The organism is Streptomyces sp. NPDC046727 (genome assembly GCF_040645635.1).
In the GTDB taxonomy this organism is placed as follows: domain Bacteria; phylum Actinomycetota; class Actinomycetes; order Streptomycetales; family Streptomycetaceae; genus Streptomyces.
The window spans coordinates 53758-68473 of the sequence record NZ_JBEYYR010000035.1 but is presented as its reverse complement, the minus strand read 5'-3'; the positions used below and the strand labels follow the sequence as shown (position 1 = coordinate 68473).

The 14716-nt window shown below is 73.1% G+C and carries 14 protein-coding genes; 3 read left to right on the top strand and 11 right to left on the bottom strand.

The window, feature by feature from the left end; all coding sequences use genetic code 11:
* The first annotated feature begins 177 nt into the window (after positions 1–177).
* Positions 178–1398, top strand: coding sequence for an MFS transporter (locus tag ABZ937_RS33085; protein WP_361697219.1), 1221 nt, complete (start codon positions 178–180; stop codon positions 1396–1398).
* Here the strand turns inward: ABZ937_RS33085 and ABZ937_RS33080 are convergent.
* The 10 genes from ABZ937_RS33080 to hrcA form a co-directional block, all read right to left on the bottom strand.
* Positions 1371–2375 carry an adenosine deaminase gene (locus ABZ937_RS33080; protein ID WP_361697217.1) on the bottom strand — a complete coding sequence of 335 codons (1005 nt, stop codon included), beginning with the start codon at positions 2373–2375 and terminating at the stop codon, positions 1371–1373. The two genes, ABZ937_RS33085 and ABZ937_RS33080, sit on opposite strands and share 28 nt — an antisense overlap.
* A 20-nt stretch (positions 2376–2395) precedes the next feature.
* Positions 2396–3301 (bottom strand): ribonuclease Z, encoded by a 906-nt coding sequence (locus tag ABZ937_RS33075; RefSeq protein WP_361697215.1) that lies wholly within the window; start codon positions 3299–3301, stop codon positions 2396–2398.
* A gap of 6 nt (positions 3302–3307) precedes the next feature.
* Entirely contained in the window at positions 3308–3661 is a 354-nt protein-coding gene (locus ABZ937_RS33070; RefSeq protein ID WP_361697213.1) for a histidine triad nucleotide-binding protein, read from the bottom strand.
* 65 nt (positions 3662–3726) lie between these two features.
* The gene (locus tag ABZ937_RS33065; RefSeq protein WP_361697211.1) at positions 3727–6915 is read right to left on the bottom strand and encodes a PDZ domain-containing protein; all 3189 of its coding nucleotides are present in this window, start codon (positions 6913–6915) and stop codon (positions 3727–3729) included.
* A gap of 46 nt (positions 6916–6961) precedes the next feature.
* On the bottom strand, positions 6962–7474 hold the full coding sequence (locus ABZ937_RS33060; protein WP_361697209.1) for a hypothetical protein: 513 nt from the start codon (positions 7472–7474) through the stop codon (positions 6962–6964).
* 405 nt (positions 7475–7879) lie between these two features.
* Positions 7880–8272: a VOC family protein gene (locus ABZ937_RS33055; protein WP_361697207.1), complete on the bottom strand. Its 393-nt coding sequence runs from the start codon at positions 8270–8272 to the stop codon at positions 7880–7882.
* Positions 8273–8289: 17 nt separating this feature from the next.
* Positions 8290–9027 (bottom strand): 16S rRNA (uracil(1498)-N(3))-methyltransferase, encoded by a 738-nt coding sequence (locus ABZ937_RS33050; protein WP_361697205.1) that lies wholly within the window; start codon positions 9025–9027, stop codon positions 8290–8292.
* The gene (locus ABZ937_RS33045) at positions 9024–10112 is read right to left on the bottom strand and encodes a nitronate monooxygenase (RefSeq protein WP_361697203.1); all 1089 of its coding nucleotides are present in this window, start codon (positions 10110–10112) and stop codon (positions 9024–9026) included. Before ABZ937_RS33045 ends, ABZ937_RS33050 begins: the two co-directional genes overlap by 4 nt.
* Before the next feature lie 100 nt (positions 10113–10212).
* Positions 10213–11349: a molecular chaperone DnaJ gene (gene dnaJ / locus ABZ937_RS33040; RefSeq protein ID WP_361697201.1), complete on the bottom strand. Its 1137-nt coding sequence runs from the start codon at positions 11347–11349 to the stop codon at positions 10213–10215.
* Positions 11350–12366, bottom strand: a complete 1017-nt coding sequence (hrcA, locus tag ABZ937_RS33035; protein WP_361697199.1) for a heat-inducible transcriptional repressor HrcA — start codon at positions 12364–12366, stop codon at positions 11350–11352.
* Positions 12367–12527: 161 nt separating this feature from the next.
* Here hrcA and ABZ937_RS33030 point away from each other — a divergent pair, with 161 nt between their 5' ends.
* Positions 12528–13250 (top strand): MBL fold metallo-hydrolase, encoded by a 723-nt coding sequence (locus tag ABZ937_RS33030; RefSeq protein ID WP_361697197.1) that lies wholly within the window; start codon positions 12528–12530, stop codon positions 13248–13250.
* A gap of 34 nt (positions 13251–13284) precedes the next feature.
* Complete coding sequence (locus ABZ937_RS33025; protein ID WP_361697195.1) at positions 13285–14100, top strand: DUF3097 domain-containing protein; 816 nt, start codon at positions 13285–13287, stop codon at positions 14098–14100.
* On the opposite strand, the gene ABZ937_RS33020 is transcribed toward ABZ937_RS33025, so the two are convergent.
* Positions 14078–14668, bottom strand: a complete 591-nt coding sequence (locus tag ABZ937_RS33020; protein ID WP_361697193.1) for a Uma2 family endonuclease — start codon at positions 14666–14668, stop codon at positions 14078–14080. The genes ABZ937_RS33025 and ABZ937_RS33020 overlap by 23 nt on opposite strands.
* Positions 14669–14716: the final 48 nt, after the last annotated feature.

The following is a 14716-nucleotide window of genomic DNA, read 5'->3' as shown; positions in this document are numbered from 1 at the left end:
AGCCTCCTACCCCCGCACACCACCCCCAAACACAACCGTGGTCCGGATCACACCCACCGGACTTCTTCCGGAACCGCGTGCTTGATACAACTTGCTCGCGCGTTCCTGTCCGTCGACGGTCGTCGCCCCTCTCCCCCCCTCTTCGAGCCGCTCCTTCCGCCTGCCCTGGGAACGCCCGTGTCCGCCCCCCGCACCCTGCCCTGGCCTCTCGTCGCCCTCTTCACGGCCGGGTACCTCGCCCCCTACCTGCTGCCCACCACCGTCGGCCGCCTCGCCGGCGGACTCCCGCTCAGCACCACCGAGGCCGGGGCCATCGGCAGTGCCCTGCTGCTGAGTTCGGCGACGGCGGGCTTCCTGCTCGCCTCGCGGGTGGACCGGACCGGCCCCCGCACCCTGGCCCGCGCGGGCCTCGCGCTCGCCTTCCTCGGCTACGGCGGCGCCGCCCTCACCGGCGCCGTCCCCGCCGTCGTCGCGGGCGCGGTCATCGGCGGCTTCGGGTCCGGCACGGTCACGGCGGTCGCCGCGAGCGGCATCGCGGCCCACCGGGATCCGCACCGGGTCACCACACTGGGCCTGCTCGGCGTCTCGGCCCTCGCGGGCGCCCTGTACCTGACGATCCCCCGCCTCGGCCCCGGCCACGGCCTCCCCCTCGCGGCCATCGCCCTGACCGCGCTCGCCGTCTGGCCGCTCACCGCCCGCCTGTCCGGCCGTACGGCCCCGGCCCGCACGCCCGTCGGGTACGACCGTCTCCCTCACCCCCGCGCCGGCCTGCTGCTGGCCGCCGCCATGACGTTCTGGTCCCTCGCCCAGAACTCCCTGTGGGGCGTCAGCGGCCGGATCGGTCTCGACCAGGCGCGTCTCACCGAGGTCAGCGTCGGCGCGGTCTTCGCGGTCGCGCTGGGCGCCGGGCTCCTCGGTGTCGTCGGCGCGGGCGCGCTCGGCCCGCGACTGGGCCGCGCGGTGCCCATCGGCGCCGGTACGGCACTCATCGCCGGCTGTATCGCGCTCAGCGCGGCGGCGACGGATCTGCCGGCGTTCGCGGCGGGCGAGATCGCCTGGAACCTGCTCTACCCGGTCGTCCTGTCGTACGTCATCGCCCTGGCCGCCTCCCTGGACCCGAGGGGCCGCTGGACGGTCCTGGTCGGCTCGGCGTCCGCGCTGGGGACGGCGGCGGGACCGCTGACCGGGAGCATGCTGGCGGCCTGGGCGGGCTTCCCGGCGATGGGGAGGACGCTCGGCGCCGGGCTGCTGCTGATCGCCGTACCGATGACGGCGGTGGCGCTGCGGGCGGGCAGGCGGCCCCTGCCGGTCGCGGACCTCCCGGTGGTGGAGGTCCCGGTGGAGTCGCCCGCCGTACCCGCACAGCGCGCCTACGACACCGCGTCCCCGAACGTGTAGGCGTCGACCTCGGCCAGGTAGCGGGCCCTGCGCTCCTCGTCGTCCTCCAGGAAGGAGGCGAGGAAGGAGTTGCGGGCCAGCTCGCGCAGCCGGTCCTCACCGAGGCCCAGCGTCGAGCGCACCGCGTCGAAGTTGTCGCCCGCGTACCCGCCGAAGTACGCCGGGTCGTCGGAGTTGACCGTGCACAGCAGGCCGGCGTCGAGCATGGCCGGCAGCGGGTGGTCGGCCAGGGTGTCCACGGCGCGCAGCCGGACGTTGGACAGCGGGCACAGGGTGAGCGGAACCCGCTCCCGGACCAGCCGCTCGACCAGCGCCGGGTCCTCCAGGCAGCGCAGTCCGTGGTCGACGCGCTCCACGCCGAGCACGTCCAGCGCCTCGGTGATGTACGCCGGCGGCCCCTCCTCACCGGCGTGCGCGACCCGGCGCAGCCCGAGCGCGGCGGCGGCCTCGTAGACCTCGCGGAACTTCGCCGGCGGATGCCCGACCTCGGCGGAGTCCAGGCCGACACCGGTGATCCGGTCCAGGTACGGCGTGGCGGCCTGCAGGGTCTCCAGCGCCGAGTCGGCGGACTCGTCGCGCAGGAAGCACATGATGAGCCTGGTGGAGACGCCGTGGTTCCGCTCGCTGTCGCCGAGCGCCCGCCACAGCCCCTCCACCACCGTGCCGAGGCTCAGGCCGCGCGCGATGTGGGCCTGCGGGTCGAAGAAGATCTCCGCGTGCCGCACGCCCTGCGCGGCGGCCCGGGCGAGGTAGGCGTCCGCCAGGTCGGCGAAGTCCTGCTCGGTACGCAGGACGGCCATCAGCTGGTAGTACAGGTTCAGGAAGGACTGGAGATCCTTGAACCGGTAGGCCTCGCGGAGTTCTTCGGTGTCCGCGTACGGGAGGGTCACACCGTTGCGGGCGGCCAGCTCGAACGCGAGCTCCGGCTCCAGGGTGCCTTCGATGTGGAGGTGCAGTTCTGCTTTCGGGAGGGGCATCAAAGCATCGTACGGGCGCTTTACCGCCGTTTCGGAACCGGCACCCGCTGCAGGTCGTACGCCACGGTCAGCTCGCCCTCGAAGCCGGCCGCCCGCGCCTGCCGCTCGAACTCCTCGGGTTCGGTGTAGCGCTGGCTGAAGTGGGTGAGGACGAGGTGCCGTACACCCGCGTCCCGGGCCACGGCGGCGGCCTGCCCGGCCGTCAGATGCCCGTGGTCGACGGCGAGTTCGACGTCCTCGTCGAGGAAGGTGGACTCGATGACGAGCAGGTCGCAGCCCTCGGCGAGCGCGTGCACGCCGTCGCAGAGCCGGGTGTCCATGACGAAGGCGAACCGCTGCCCGCGCCGGACCTCGCTGACGTCGTCCAGCGTGACGTCCCCGAGCCGGCCCTCGCGCTGCAGGCGGCCCACGTCCGGGCCCTTGACCCCGTGCGCGGCGAGCCGCTCGGGCAGCATCCGGCGGCCGTCGGGTTCGATCAGGCGGTAGCCGTAGGACTCGACGGGGTGGGAGAGCTTGCGGGCCTCCAGGGTGTACGACGGGGTCACCGCGAGGATGCCGTCGGCGGCGACCGGGGCCTCGGTGAGGCGGACCGTCTCCCGGTAGGCGGTCGCGTAGCGCAGGCGGTCGAAGAAGCGCTGCCCCGAGCGCGGGTAGTGCGCGGTGACCTCGTGCGGCACCTGGTCCAGGTTGATCCGCTGGATGACTCCCGCGAGGCCGAGGGAGTGGTCACCGTGGAAGTGCGTGACGCAGAGCCGGTTCAGGTCGTGGGCGGCGACCCCGGCGCGGAGCATCTGCCGCTGCGTGCCCTCGCCGGGGTCGAACAGGATGCCCTCGCCGTCCCAGCGCAGCAGGTAGCCGTTGTGGTTGCGGTGCCGGGTCGGGACCTGGCTGGCCGTGCCGAGGACGACCAATTCACGTACGGACACGGTGGGTTACCCGGGGGGCCACTGCAGGCCACGGCCGCCGAGGACGTGCGCGTGGGCGTGCCAGACGGTCTGGCCGGCGCCGCTGCCGGTGTTGAAGACGAGGCGGTAGCTGTCGAGCTTCTCCTCGTCGGCCACGGTCCGGGTCTCGACGAGGACGTCGGCGGCGAGTTGGGGTGCGCCGGCGGCGAGTGCGGCGGCGTTCTCGTAGTGGGCCTTGGGGATCACCAGGATGTGGGTGGGAGCCTGGGGGTTTATGTCCCGGAAGGCGACGGTCGTCTCGGTCTCACGGACGATCGTCGCCGGGATCGTACCCGCGACGATCTTGCAGAACAGGCAGTCGTCCTGCGGTTCTCCGGCCATGCGTGTGCCTCCTGTGATCAATGCCGTGGGCATCGTAGCCGCATATCGATCAAGCCCCGCGTCCCTCAGGCCGGCATCGCGGGCGGTGTTTTCGCGGGCGCCGACTCCAGCGCCTCCAGCGCCAGCCGCACCGCCTCGTCCAGCTGGGCATCACGGCCCTCCGCCCAGTCCTGAGGCCTCTGGACGACCTCCACGTCCGGGTCCACCCCGTGGTTCTCCACGTCCCACCCGACGCCCTCCAGCCACATCGCGTACTTCGGCTGGGTCACCAGCGTGCCGTCGACGAGGCGGTAGCGGCTGTCGATGCCGATGACGCCGCCCCAGGTGCGGGTGCCGACGACGGGGCCGATGCCGAGGGCCTTGATCGCCGCGTTGACGATGTCGCCGTCGGAGCCGGAGAACTCGTTGGCGACGGCGACGACCGGACCCCGGGGCGCGTCCAGCGGGTAGCTGGTGGGGCGCATGCCGCGCGGCAGGTCCCAGCCGATGATCCGGCGGGCCAGCTTCTCGACCACGAGCTGGGAGGTGTGGCCGCCGCGGTTCTCGCGGACGTCGACCACCAGGCCCTCCCTGGCCACCTCCACCCGCAGGTCGCGGTGGATCTGGGCCCAGCCGGGGGCCTGCATGTCGGGGACGTGCAGGTAGCCGAGGCGGCCGGCGGAGGCCGCGTGGACGTGGGCGCGGCGGTCGGCCACCCAGGCGTGGTAGCGCAGGGGTTCCTCGTCGGCGACGGGGACGACGACCGTGTGGCGGGGTTCGCCGCCGCCGGCCGGGGAGACGGTCAGCTCCACCGGGTGGCCCGCCGTGCCGGCGAGCAGCGGGCCGGGGCCCGTCACCGGGTCCACGGGGTGGCCGGCGACCGCGATGATCGCGTCGCCGGGGCGGACCGCGACCCCGGGCGCGGCGAGCGGGGAGCGGGCGTCCGGGTCGGAGGTCTCCGAGGGGAGGATCCGGTCGACGCGCCAGCTGCCGTCCGCGTGGCGGGAGATGTCGGCGCCGAGCAGCCCGTGTCCGGCGCCGCCGGAGCCGCCGCGCGGCATGACGTAGGCGTGCGAGGTGCCGAGTTCGCCGTGCACCTCCCAGAGCAGGTCGACCAGGTCGCTGTGGGTGGCGAGGCGGCCGAGCAGCGGGCGGTAGCGGTCGAGGACCCCGGTCCAGTCGACGCCGCCCAGGTCGGGGCGCCAGAAGTGGTCGCGCATGAGGCGGCCGGTCTCGTCGTACATCTGCCGCCACTCGGCGGCCGGGTCGACGGTCTGCCGGATCCGGGCGAGGTCGACGGTGACGCTGGTGTCGCCGTCGTCGTCGGTGCCGGTACGGCGGTCGCTGGGGACCACCCGCAGCCGGCCGTCGGTCCACAGCAGGACGCGTTTGCCGTCGCCGCTGACCTCGAAGTGGTCGGCGTCGGAGGCGAGGTGCTCCAGGCGGCGCTGGGCGAGGTCGTAGCGCTCCAGCTCGGTGTGCGGGTCGGGGTCCTCGGGATGGGCGCGGGAGGCACCGAGGACGCCCTGCACCGGGTGGCGCAGCCACAGGACGCCGTCCTTGGCGGCGCGCAGGGTGGAGTAGCGGCCGGCCTCCACCGGGAAGGGCACGATCCGGTCGGCGAGCCCCTCGGGGTCGATGCGGGTGGCGGGGGTGCCCTCGCTGTCGGGGGTCTCGTCCTTGTCGGAGGTCTCGAAGGGGCGGCCGTGGCGCTGCGGGCCGAACGGCGAGGGGGTGGTGGCGGCCAGGGTGATCAGGTGCGGGCGGGCGCCGACCACGAACGCGAGGTCGAAGACGTGCTCGTCGTAGACCGGGTCGAAGGCGCGGTTGGAGAGGAACGCGAGGTGTTTGCCGTCGAGGGTGAAGGCGGGCGCGTAGTCCTGGAAGCGGAGCGGGGTCGCCTCGGTGACCGAGAGGTCGGTGGTGTGGGCGATGCGCAGCTGGGAGAGCGGGCGCGGGCCGGGGTGGGCCCAGGCGAGCCAGCCGGAGTCGGGGGAGAACGCGAGGCCGGAGACCTCGCCGTCGTCGCTGCGGTCGACCTCGCGGACCTCGCCGGTCTCCCGCTCCACGAGCAGCAGCCGGCCGTCGTGCGCGGCGACGGCGGCCCGGCTGCCGTCGGGTGCCACGGCCAGTTCCAGGACCCGGCCGAGCTGTCCGGCGGCGAGCCGGCGCGGCGGGGCGCCGGGCACGGTGCCGGTCGCGGGGGCGAACTCCAGGGCGTCCTCGCCCTCGGCGTCCGTCACCCACACCGCCCACTCCTCGCCCTCGGCGCGGAAGGCGCGCGGCATCCGGGCGCGGACGCCGGGGCCGGCGGCCAGGGCGCGGGCGGGACCGGAGCGGTGGGTGACCCAGTGGACGCCGCCGCGCACGCACACGGCGCTGCCGCGCGCGGTGTGGTCGGGGGACGCCTCGCCGAACCAGTGGGCGGCGTTGACGGGGTACGGCCGCAGGTCGACGCGGGGTCCGCCGAGCCGTACGTCGAGGCGGCGCGGCTCGGCGCCCTCCAGGTCGTCCAGCAGCCAGAGTTCACCGGCGGAGCTGTAGACGACGCGGGTGCCGTCGCCGGCCGCGTGCCGGGCGTAGAAGCCGTCGAGGGGGGTGTGGCGGCGCAGGTCGGAGCCGTCGGCGAGGGAGGAGTACAACGCGCCGGTGCCCTCGTGGTCGGAGAGGAAGGCGAGCCGCTCGCCCGCCCAGACCGGGTGCTCGATGTTGCCGTCCAGTTCCTCGTGCAGCCGGACGAACTCCCCGCTGCCGTCCCGGTCGATCCACAGCTTGCCGGCCGTGCCGCCGCGGTAGCGCTTCCAGTGGGCGGCCTCGCGGCCCATCGGCGCGGACAGCAGCACGGTGGCCGGGCCGGGGGCCACACCGCCGACGGGCCCGTACGGCAGGGTCTCGGCGGGTCCGCCGTCCAGCGGGACGGCGTACGCCCAGGTGTGCCGGAAGCTGTGCCGGCCGTGCGCTCCGAGCGTGAGCACGCGTCCGTCGGCGGTCCAACCGCGCACCTCCGTGCGGCGGTTGCCCCAGTACGTCAGGCGTTCGGCGGGGCCGCCGTCGACCGGGGCGACATGCACCTCGGGGGCGCCGTCCCGGGTGGAGGTCCAGGCCAGGTGTCTTCCGTCCGGCGATATCCGGGGCAGGGTCACCGGCGTGTTGTCGGCGCTGACCCGCCAGGCCCGGCCGCCGTCGAGCGGCGCGAGCCACACGTCGTCCTCGGCGACGAACGTCACCAAGTCGCCGTGCAGATGGGGGAACCGGAGATAGGCCGCCTGAGTCACCCCGTCACTCTACGCAACGACCGGCTGCCCCGCTCCCGGTTTCGGATCACTTGCCCGGCACGGGCCGGACGGTCTGCGTGACGGTGACGGTGACGGTCGGCTTCGGCTGTCCCGCGGTGGGCGGGTGGTACGTCGGCCCGGGCGGGGCGGAGCAGTTGCCGAGCCCGTTGACGTGGAACACCTGTCTGCCGTCGACCCTGGCCGTAAGGTCCCCGCGCACGCACGCCCCGTCGACGGCCTTGGTCACCACCCCGGCGACGACGATCTTGCGCCCGTCGTCCGTCTCGCCCCGGCAGTCGACGGAGACGACGGTGGTCTCGGTCGGCGCGGGCGAGGTGCCGCGCGTGTCGTCGCCGTCGCGGCCGGTGCAGGTCAGCCAGGCGACGTTCACCTGCCGGTGCTCCAGCGCGGCGGTCGCCGTCCGGTCGGTGGTGTACGCGACGGTCGCGGACCCGAGTCCGCCGGGCTGGCACGCCACGGCGGCCCCTGCGACCACCCCGACGAGTCCCACCACAGCGACAACCCGCGCCTCGCGCCGTATCCGCCTCGACAGGCCCATACAGCGCAGCGTCCCACCGCCACCCACGGCGCGGAAGCCCGCATACGGCCACTCACCCGTTCGTGGGGCGAGCCGTCTACCCTGATCCGATGCGCAGCGAACGCAGGCTCAGGCGGCTCGTTCTGCCGGACGGAACGGAGTACCGGTGGAAGGTCCGGCACCGGCACACCGCCGGCGGGCCCTGCACGGAGGTGCTCTCGCTGCACCGGGACGGGACCGTGGCGCACATCGTGTTCCCCGGTGTGGTCGTCGGCGGTTACACACATTCCGGTCTGGTCTTCGACCGGGACGGGCACACGGTCAACCTGCACGAGCCCCGTGTCGTACGGGCCTTCGTGGACGAGCTGCGGTCTCGCGGGCCGGTGGTGACCGGTGACGTGGACGGGTGGGCGCTGCTGCCCGCCGTCAGCCGCGCAGCAGCAGCCACTCCTGGAGTTCGACCAGATTGCCCTCCGGGTCCTTGAGGTGGGCCACCCGCATGCGGTCGGTCATGGGGGCCGGGCCGTGCAGCAGGGTGGCGCCCCGGGAGACGATCTCCGCGCAGTAGGCGTCGAGGTCGTCGACGCGCAGGACGACCAGGGAGCGGTGGCCGGTGGCGGCCTCGCCCAGCTCGTTCAGGACCTCGGCCATCATCGCCCGGTCCTGCAGCGCGATCCCGGCGGAGCCGGCGTGCGGGCTGAACTTCTCGTACGGGCCCTCGGTCGTCCCGGACTGCGGCTTGAGGCCGAGGACATCGGCGTAGAAGCGGTAGCAGGCCGGGAAGTCGGTGACGAGGAGCCGGACTTGGGCGAGTTCCACGATGTCTCCCGGACGGGTCAGGACCAGCGGCCGGTACGGCCCAGCAGCAGGGCCGCGGCGGCGGTGCCGGCGGTGGAGGTGCGCAGGACGGTGGGCCCGAGGACGTAGGCTTCCGCGCCCGCCTGCGCGAAGAGCGCCAACTCCTCGGGGGAGACGCCGCCTTCGGGGCCGACGACCAGCACGATGTCGCCCTCGGCGGGGAGTTCGGCGGTGGCGAGACGCGCCTCGCCGCTCTCGTGGAGCACGGCGGCGAAGTCCGCCCGGGCGAGCAGCGCGGTCACCTGCTTGGTCGTCGCCGCGTCCGCGACCTCGGGGAAGCGGACCCGGCGGGACTGCTTGCCGGCCTCACGGGCGGTGGCCCGCCACTTGCCGAGGGACTTCAGCCCGCGGTCGCCCTTCCACTGCGTGATGCAGCGGGACGCCTGCCAGGGCACGATCGCGTCGACGCCGACCTCGGTCATGGTCTCGACGGCGACTTCCCCCCGGTCGCCCTTGGGCAGGGCCTGCACGACGGTGATCCGCGGGCCGGCCGGCGGTTCCTCGTGCACGTTCAGGTCCGTGACGACCAGCCGGTCCTTGCCCTCGGCGGCCTTGACGACCCCCTCCGCCCAGCGTCCGCGCCCGTCGGTGAGGACCACGTCCTCGCCGGGCCGCAGCCGCTTCACGGACACGGCGTGCCGTCCCTCGGGCCCGTCGAGCACGAACTCCGGGCCGATCCGGTCGAGTTGGTCGACGACGAAGACGGGAGCGGTCATCGCGGGTCACCTCCGGGCCGCGGCAGGTCCGACAACGCTGTCCGGGCCTCGGCGAGTTCGGCCGCCAGCACCTCCACCAGCCGCCCGGCCGGCAGCTCCCGGGCCATCCGGTGGCCCTGTCCCGCCCACAGCGCCATGCCCTGGGCGTCCCCGGCCTTGGCGGCGGCCTTGCGCAGCGGCGAGGTGAGGTGGTGGACCTCCGGGTAGGCGGCGGGGGCGTACGGGCCGTGCTCGCGCAGGAAGCGGTTGACCAGCCCGCGGGCCGGCCGGCCGGAGAAGGCGCGGGTCAGCTCGGTGCGCGCGAACAGGGGGTTGGTCAGCGCCTGCTTGTGCAGGGCGTGCGCGCCGGACTCGGGGGTGGCGAGGAACGCGGTGCCCAGCTGGGCCGCGCTCGCGCCCGCCGCGAGGACGGCGGCGATCTGGCCGCCGCGCATGATGCCGCCCGCGGCGACGACCGGGATGCGCACGGCCTCCCGGATCTGCGCGATCAGCGACAGCAGCCCGATGCCGGAGCCGTCGTTCTCCGGCAGGTCCCGGTGGGTGCCCTGGTGGCCGCCGGCCTCCACGCCCTGCGCGATCACCGCGTCCGCCCCGGCCCGCTCGACCGCGCGGGCCTCCTCGGCCGTGGTGGCGGTGACCAGGGTGAAGGTGCCGGCCCGGCGCAGCTTGTCGAGCACCTCCCGGCGGGGCACGCCGAAGTGGAAGGAGACCACCGGCACCGGGTTGTCGAGCAGCACGGCGAGCTTGGCGTCGTAGCCGTCGTCCCGTCCGCTGTCCGGGTCGCCCAGCTCGGTCTCGTACCAGGCGGCCTCGCCGGCCAGTTGGTGCGCGTAGACGTCGACGGCACCGGACTCGGCGTGCTCGGGCTGCGGCATGAACACGTTCACGCCGAAGGGGCGGCCCGTGAGCCCCCTGAGCTGCTTGATCTCCTGGTACATGCCGTCGGCGGTCTTGTATCCGGCGGCGAGGAACCCGAGGCCGCCGGCCTCGGAGACGGCGGCGGCGAGCTGCGGGACGGAGACACCGCCCGCCATGGGGGCCTGCACGATCGGGTGGGGGAAGAGATCGGTCAGCGCGGAGGACATGACCGCATGTTGTCACGTCCTCCGAACAAGTCCGAATCCGGGCTTCCCCCGGCATAGGACAGGGGCATACGGGGTGCGGGAACACCCCGTATGCCACGGCTCAGCGGCCGTTGAACGCGTCCTTCAGCCGCGAGAACAGCCCCTGCTGACCTGGCTGGAACTGGCCCTGCGGGCGTTCCTCGCCCCTCAGCTTGGACAGCTCGCGCAGCAGTCGCTCCTGCTCGGGGTCGAGCTTGGTCGGGGTGGTGACCTCGACGTGCACGATCAGGTCGCCCCGGCCACCGCCGCGCAGATGCGTGACGCCCCGGCCGTGCAGCGGGATCGACTGGCCGGACTGGGTGCCGGGCCGGATGTCGACCTCCTCCATGCCGTCCAGCGTCTCCAGCGGCACCTTGGTGCCGAGGGCCGCCGCCGTCATCGGGATGGTGACCGTGCAGTGCAGGTCGTCGCCGCGCCGCTGGAAGACCGAGTGCGGCAGCTCGTGGATCTCGACGTACAGGTCGCCGGCGGGACCGCCGCCGGGGCCGACCTCGCCCTCGCCCGCGAGCTGGATCCGGGTGCCGTTGTCGACACCGGCCGGGATCTTCACCGTCAGGGTGCGACGGGAGCGGACGCGGCCGTCGCCGGCGCACTCCGGGCACGGGGTCGGCACGACCGTGCCGAAGCCCTGGCACTGGGGGCAGGGGCGGGAGGTCATGACCTGGCCCAGGAAGGACCGGGTGACCTGGGAGACCTCACCCCGGCCGCGGCACATGTCACACGTCTGGGCGGAGGTGCCCGGGGCCGCGCCCTCGCCGTTGCAGGTGTTGCAGACGATCGCGGTGTCGACCTGGATGTCCTTGGTCGTCCCGAAGGCCGCCTCGTCCAGCTCGACGTCGATGCGGATCATCGCGTCCTGGCCGCGCCGGGTGCGCGAGCGCGGGCCGCGCTGCGACGCCGTACCGAAGAACGCGTCCATGATGTCGGAGAAGTTGCCGAAGCCGCCGGCCCCGAAGCCGCCCGCGCCGGCCCCGCCCGACTGGGAGAGCGGGTCGCCGCCGAGGTCGTAGACCTGCTTCTTCTGCGGGTCCGACAGCACCTCGTAAGCGGCGTTGATCTCCTTGAACCGCTCCTGGGTCTTCGGATCCGGGTTGACGTCCGGGTGCAGCTCGCGCGCGAGCCGGCGGAACGCCTTCTTGATCTCATCCTGCGACGCGTCGCGGCGCACGCCGAGAACGGCGTAGTAGTCCGTGGCCACCTACGACTCCGCCAGGATCTGTCCGACGTACCGTGCCACTGCGCGTACCGCTCCCATCGTTCCCGGGTAGTCCATGCGGGTCGGTCCGACCACGCCGAGCTTGGCAACCGCCTCGCCGCCCGAACCGTAGCCGACCGACACGACGGAGGTGGAGTTGAGTCCCTCGTGGGCGTTCTCGTGGCCGATGCGCACCATCACGCCCGGATCCTTCGCCTCGCCGAGGAGCTTGAGGAGCACCACGTGCTCCTCCAGGGCCTCCAGGACGGGGCGGATCGTGAGGGGGAAGTCATGTCCGAAGCGGGTGAGATTGGCGGTACCGCCGATCATCAGCCGCTCCTCGTTCTCCTCGACGAGTGTCTCCAGGAGAGTGGAGAGCACCGAGGAGACCGTACCGCGGTCCTCGGGCTCGAAGGCCTCCGGCAGGTCCTCGACCAGCTTCGGCACATCCGTGAACCGGCGGCCCGCGACCCGGCTGTTCAGCCGCGCCCGCAGATCCGCCAGCGAGGACTCGCCGAACGGCGCCGGGCAGTCGACCATCCGCTGCTCGACCCGGCCGGTGTCCGTGATCAGCACGAGCATCACGCGCGCCGGGGCGAGCGAGAGCAGCTCCACGTGCCGCACGGTGGACCGGGTCAGGGACGGGTACTGCACGACGGCGACCTGCCGGGTCAGCTGCGCGAGCAGCCGTACCGTACGGGCCACGACGTCGTCGAGGTCGACGGCGCCCTCCAGGAAGTTCTGGATCGCGCGGCGCTCGGGCGCGGTCATCGGCTTCACGCCCGCGAGCTTGTCCACGAACAGCCGGTAGCCCTTGTCGGTGGGGATGCGCCCGGCGCTGGTGTGCGGCTGCGCGATGTACCCCTCGTCCTCCAGGGCCGCCATGTCGTTGCGGACGGTCGCCGGGGAGACGCCGAGGCTGTGCCGCTCGGTCAGGGCCTTCGACCCGACCGGCTCCTCGGTGCCCACGTAGTCCTGGACGATGGCGCGCAGTACCTGAAGCCTGCGTTCACTCAGCATTCGCGCGCACCTCCAGCATGTGTTCCCCTCGGGCCTCAGGTCGTCCGCCTGGCACTCCTCCCATGCGAGTGCCAGCCTTCCCCGGCCCAGTGTACGGCTGTCGGGTACACACTGGGCAAGGTCGGGCCGCCGTACCGGGTCGTACCGCTAGCGTCGCGGGTATGACCGTGACTTGGGAAGAGCTGGGGTGGGAACGGCTGGCGACCGGGGTGGGACGGTGCCGGCTGCCCGGCTGGGACTGCACCGCGGGCCTGGTGCTGGGCGCGGGTACGGCGCTGGCGGTGGACGCCGGATCGAGCCTGGCCGAGGGGGCCCGGCTACGGGCGCGGGCGGAGGAACTGGCCGGCGGCCGTGTGACCCATCTCGCTCTGACCCACCCCCACTTCGACCATGTCCTCGGGACGCCCGCGTTCGCCGGAACGCAGGTGTACGCGGCGGTGGGCCTGGACGCGGTGCTGGCGTACGAGCGCGAGGAGCTGCGCCTGGACGCGATCAGGAACGGGCTGGCGGTGGCGGACGCGGACGAGTCGGTGGCGGCGCTGGTCCCGCCCGGCCATCTGGTCTCCGGCGAGTGGACCCTCGACCTGGGCGACGGCCGGCAGGCGCTGCTGGCCAACGTGGGCCCCGGCCACACCGCGCACGACCTGGCGGTCCTGGTGCCGGGGGATCCGGAGGTGGTCTTCTGCGGCGACCTCGTCGAGGAGTCCGGCGAGCCCCAGGCGGGCCCGGACGCGATCCCCTCCCGCTGGCCGGACGCGCTCGACCGGCTGCTGGCGCTCGGCGGCGAGGACGCGCTGTACGTACCCGGTCACGGCGCGGTGGTGGACGCGGGGTTCGTGCGCCGCCAACGCGAGCAGCTGGCGGCGCGGTTCGGCGTGTCGTGAGCACGACTTCCCCGGTTCTCCTATCGTCATCCGAATGCGCCAGTACTCCGCCGACCTGACCCCGCCGTGGAAGAAGCCGAAGCCCGTGCCGGAGGTACCGGCCGAGCCGGGCCTGGTGGTGGAGGAGCCCGGCACCGGGTTCTGCGGCGCGGTGATCCGCTGCGAGGCGGGCACGGTGACGCTGGAGGACCGCTTCGGCAAGCACCGGGTGTTCCCGCTGGAGCCGGGCGGCTTCCTGCTGGAGGGGAGGGTGGTGACCCTCGTCCGGCCGTCCTCGTCGGCTCCGTTACGTCCCGCCCGTACGGCCTCCGGTTCGATCGCCGTCCCGCAGGCACGCGCGCGGGTGGCCCGGGCCGGGCGCATCTACGTGGAGGGCCGGCACGACGCCGAGCTGGTCGAGAAGGTCTGGGGCGACGACCTGCGCATCGAGGGCGTGGTCGTGGAGTACCTGGAGGGCGTGGACGACCTGCCGTCGGTCGTTTCCGACTTCTCTCCCGGTCCGGACGCCCGCCTGGGGGTGCTGGTGGACCATCTGGTGCCGGGTTCGAAGGAGTGGCGGATCGCGGAGTCGGTGACGAGCGAGCACGCGCTGGTGGTGGGCCACCCGTTCATCGACATCTGGCAGGCGGTGAAGCCTGCGTCGCTGGGCATCGAGGCGTGGCCGGTGGTGCCGAGGGGGCAGGACTGGAAGACGGGCGTGTGCCGGGCGCTGGGCTGGCCGTCGGAGAACACCGGGGCGGTGTGGCAGGCGATCCTGAAGCGGGTGGGGTCCTACAGGGACCTGGAGCCGGAGTTGCTGGGGAGGGTGGAGGAGCTGATCGACTTCGTCACGGGTAGCGGTGGGGCCTGACCTTCTCGTACGTGGCGAATTCGCTGGTGTCCAGTTCGACGCCAAGGGGCTCCAGTGGCGTGAGGTCGCCGAATTTGGTGATCCGCTGGCACCGATAGTCCGCGTACTCTCCATCGCCCGTCGGCTCGGTGAGCAGAACGCACTGGCCCATGATCGGGTCGATGATGAAGTAGGCGGGGATTTTTGCCGCTGCGTAGATCGAACGTTTGACTTGGTAGTCCCGGTCCACGCTCGTCTTGGAGACGACCTCCACAAGCAAGGTGATGACCTGGGGCGGCATCAGCCTTCCGTGACCGGGTCCGGCACCTCGCTCGATCACCACAAGATCGGGCTGCGGCTCGCTGGTCTCTTCAAGGATGGCGATGTCCTGGGTCTGAAGCCGCCGCCAGTGCCGCCGGGGGATCTGGTCCTGAACCGCCTCGACGATGTCGTTGTGGGCCACGTCTGGCCCCGCCATCATCACAATTACCCCCCGGAGGAGCTCGACTTTGAAGCCGTCGGGAACCTCAAGGTTCTCGAAGACCTTCACGATGCCGGTGGTCATCGGTCGGTCGTCCACAGCGGTCATCTCCGCAGCCCTCCGGTTTCCGCCACCGTGCGCTTACGGCGGCAGCCT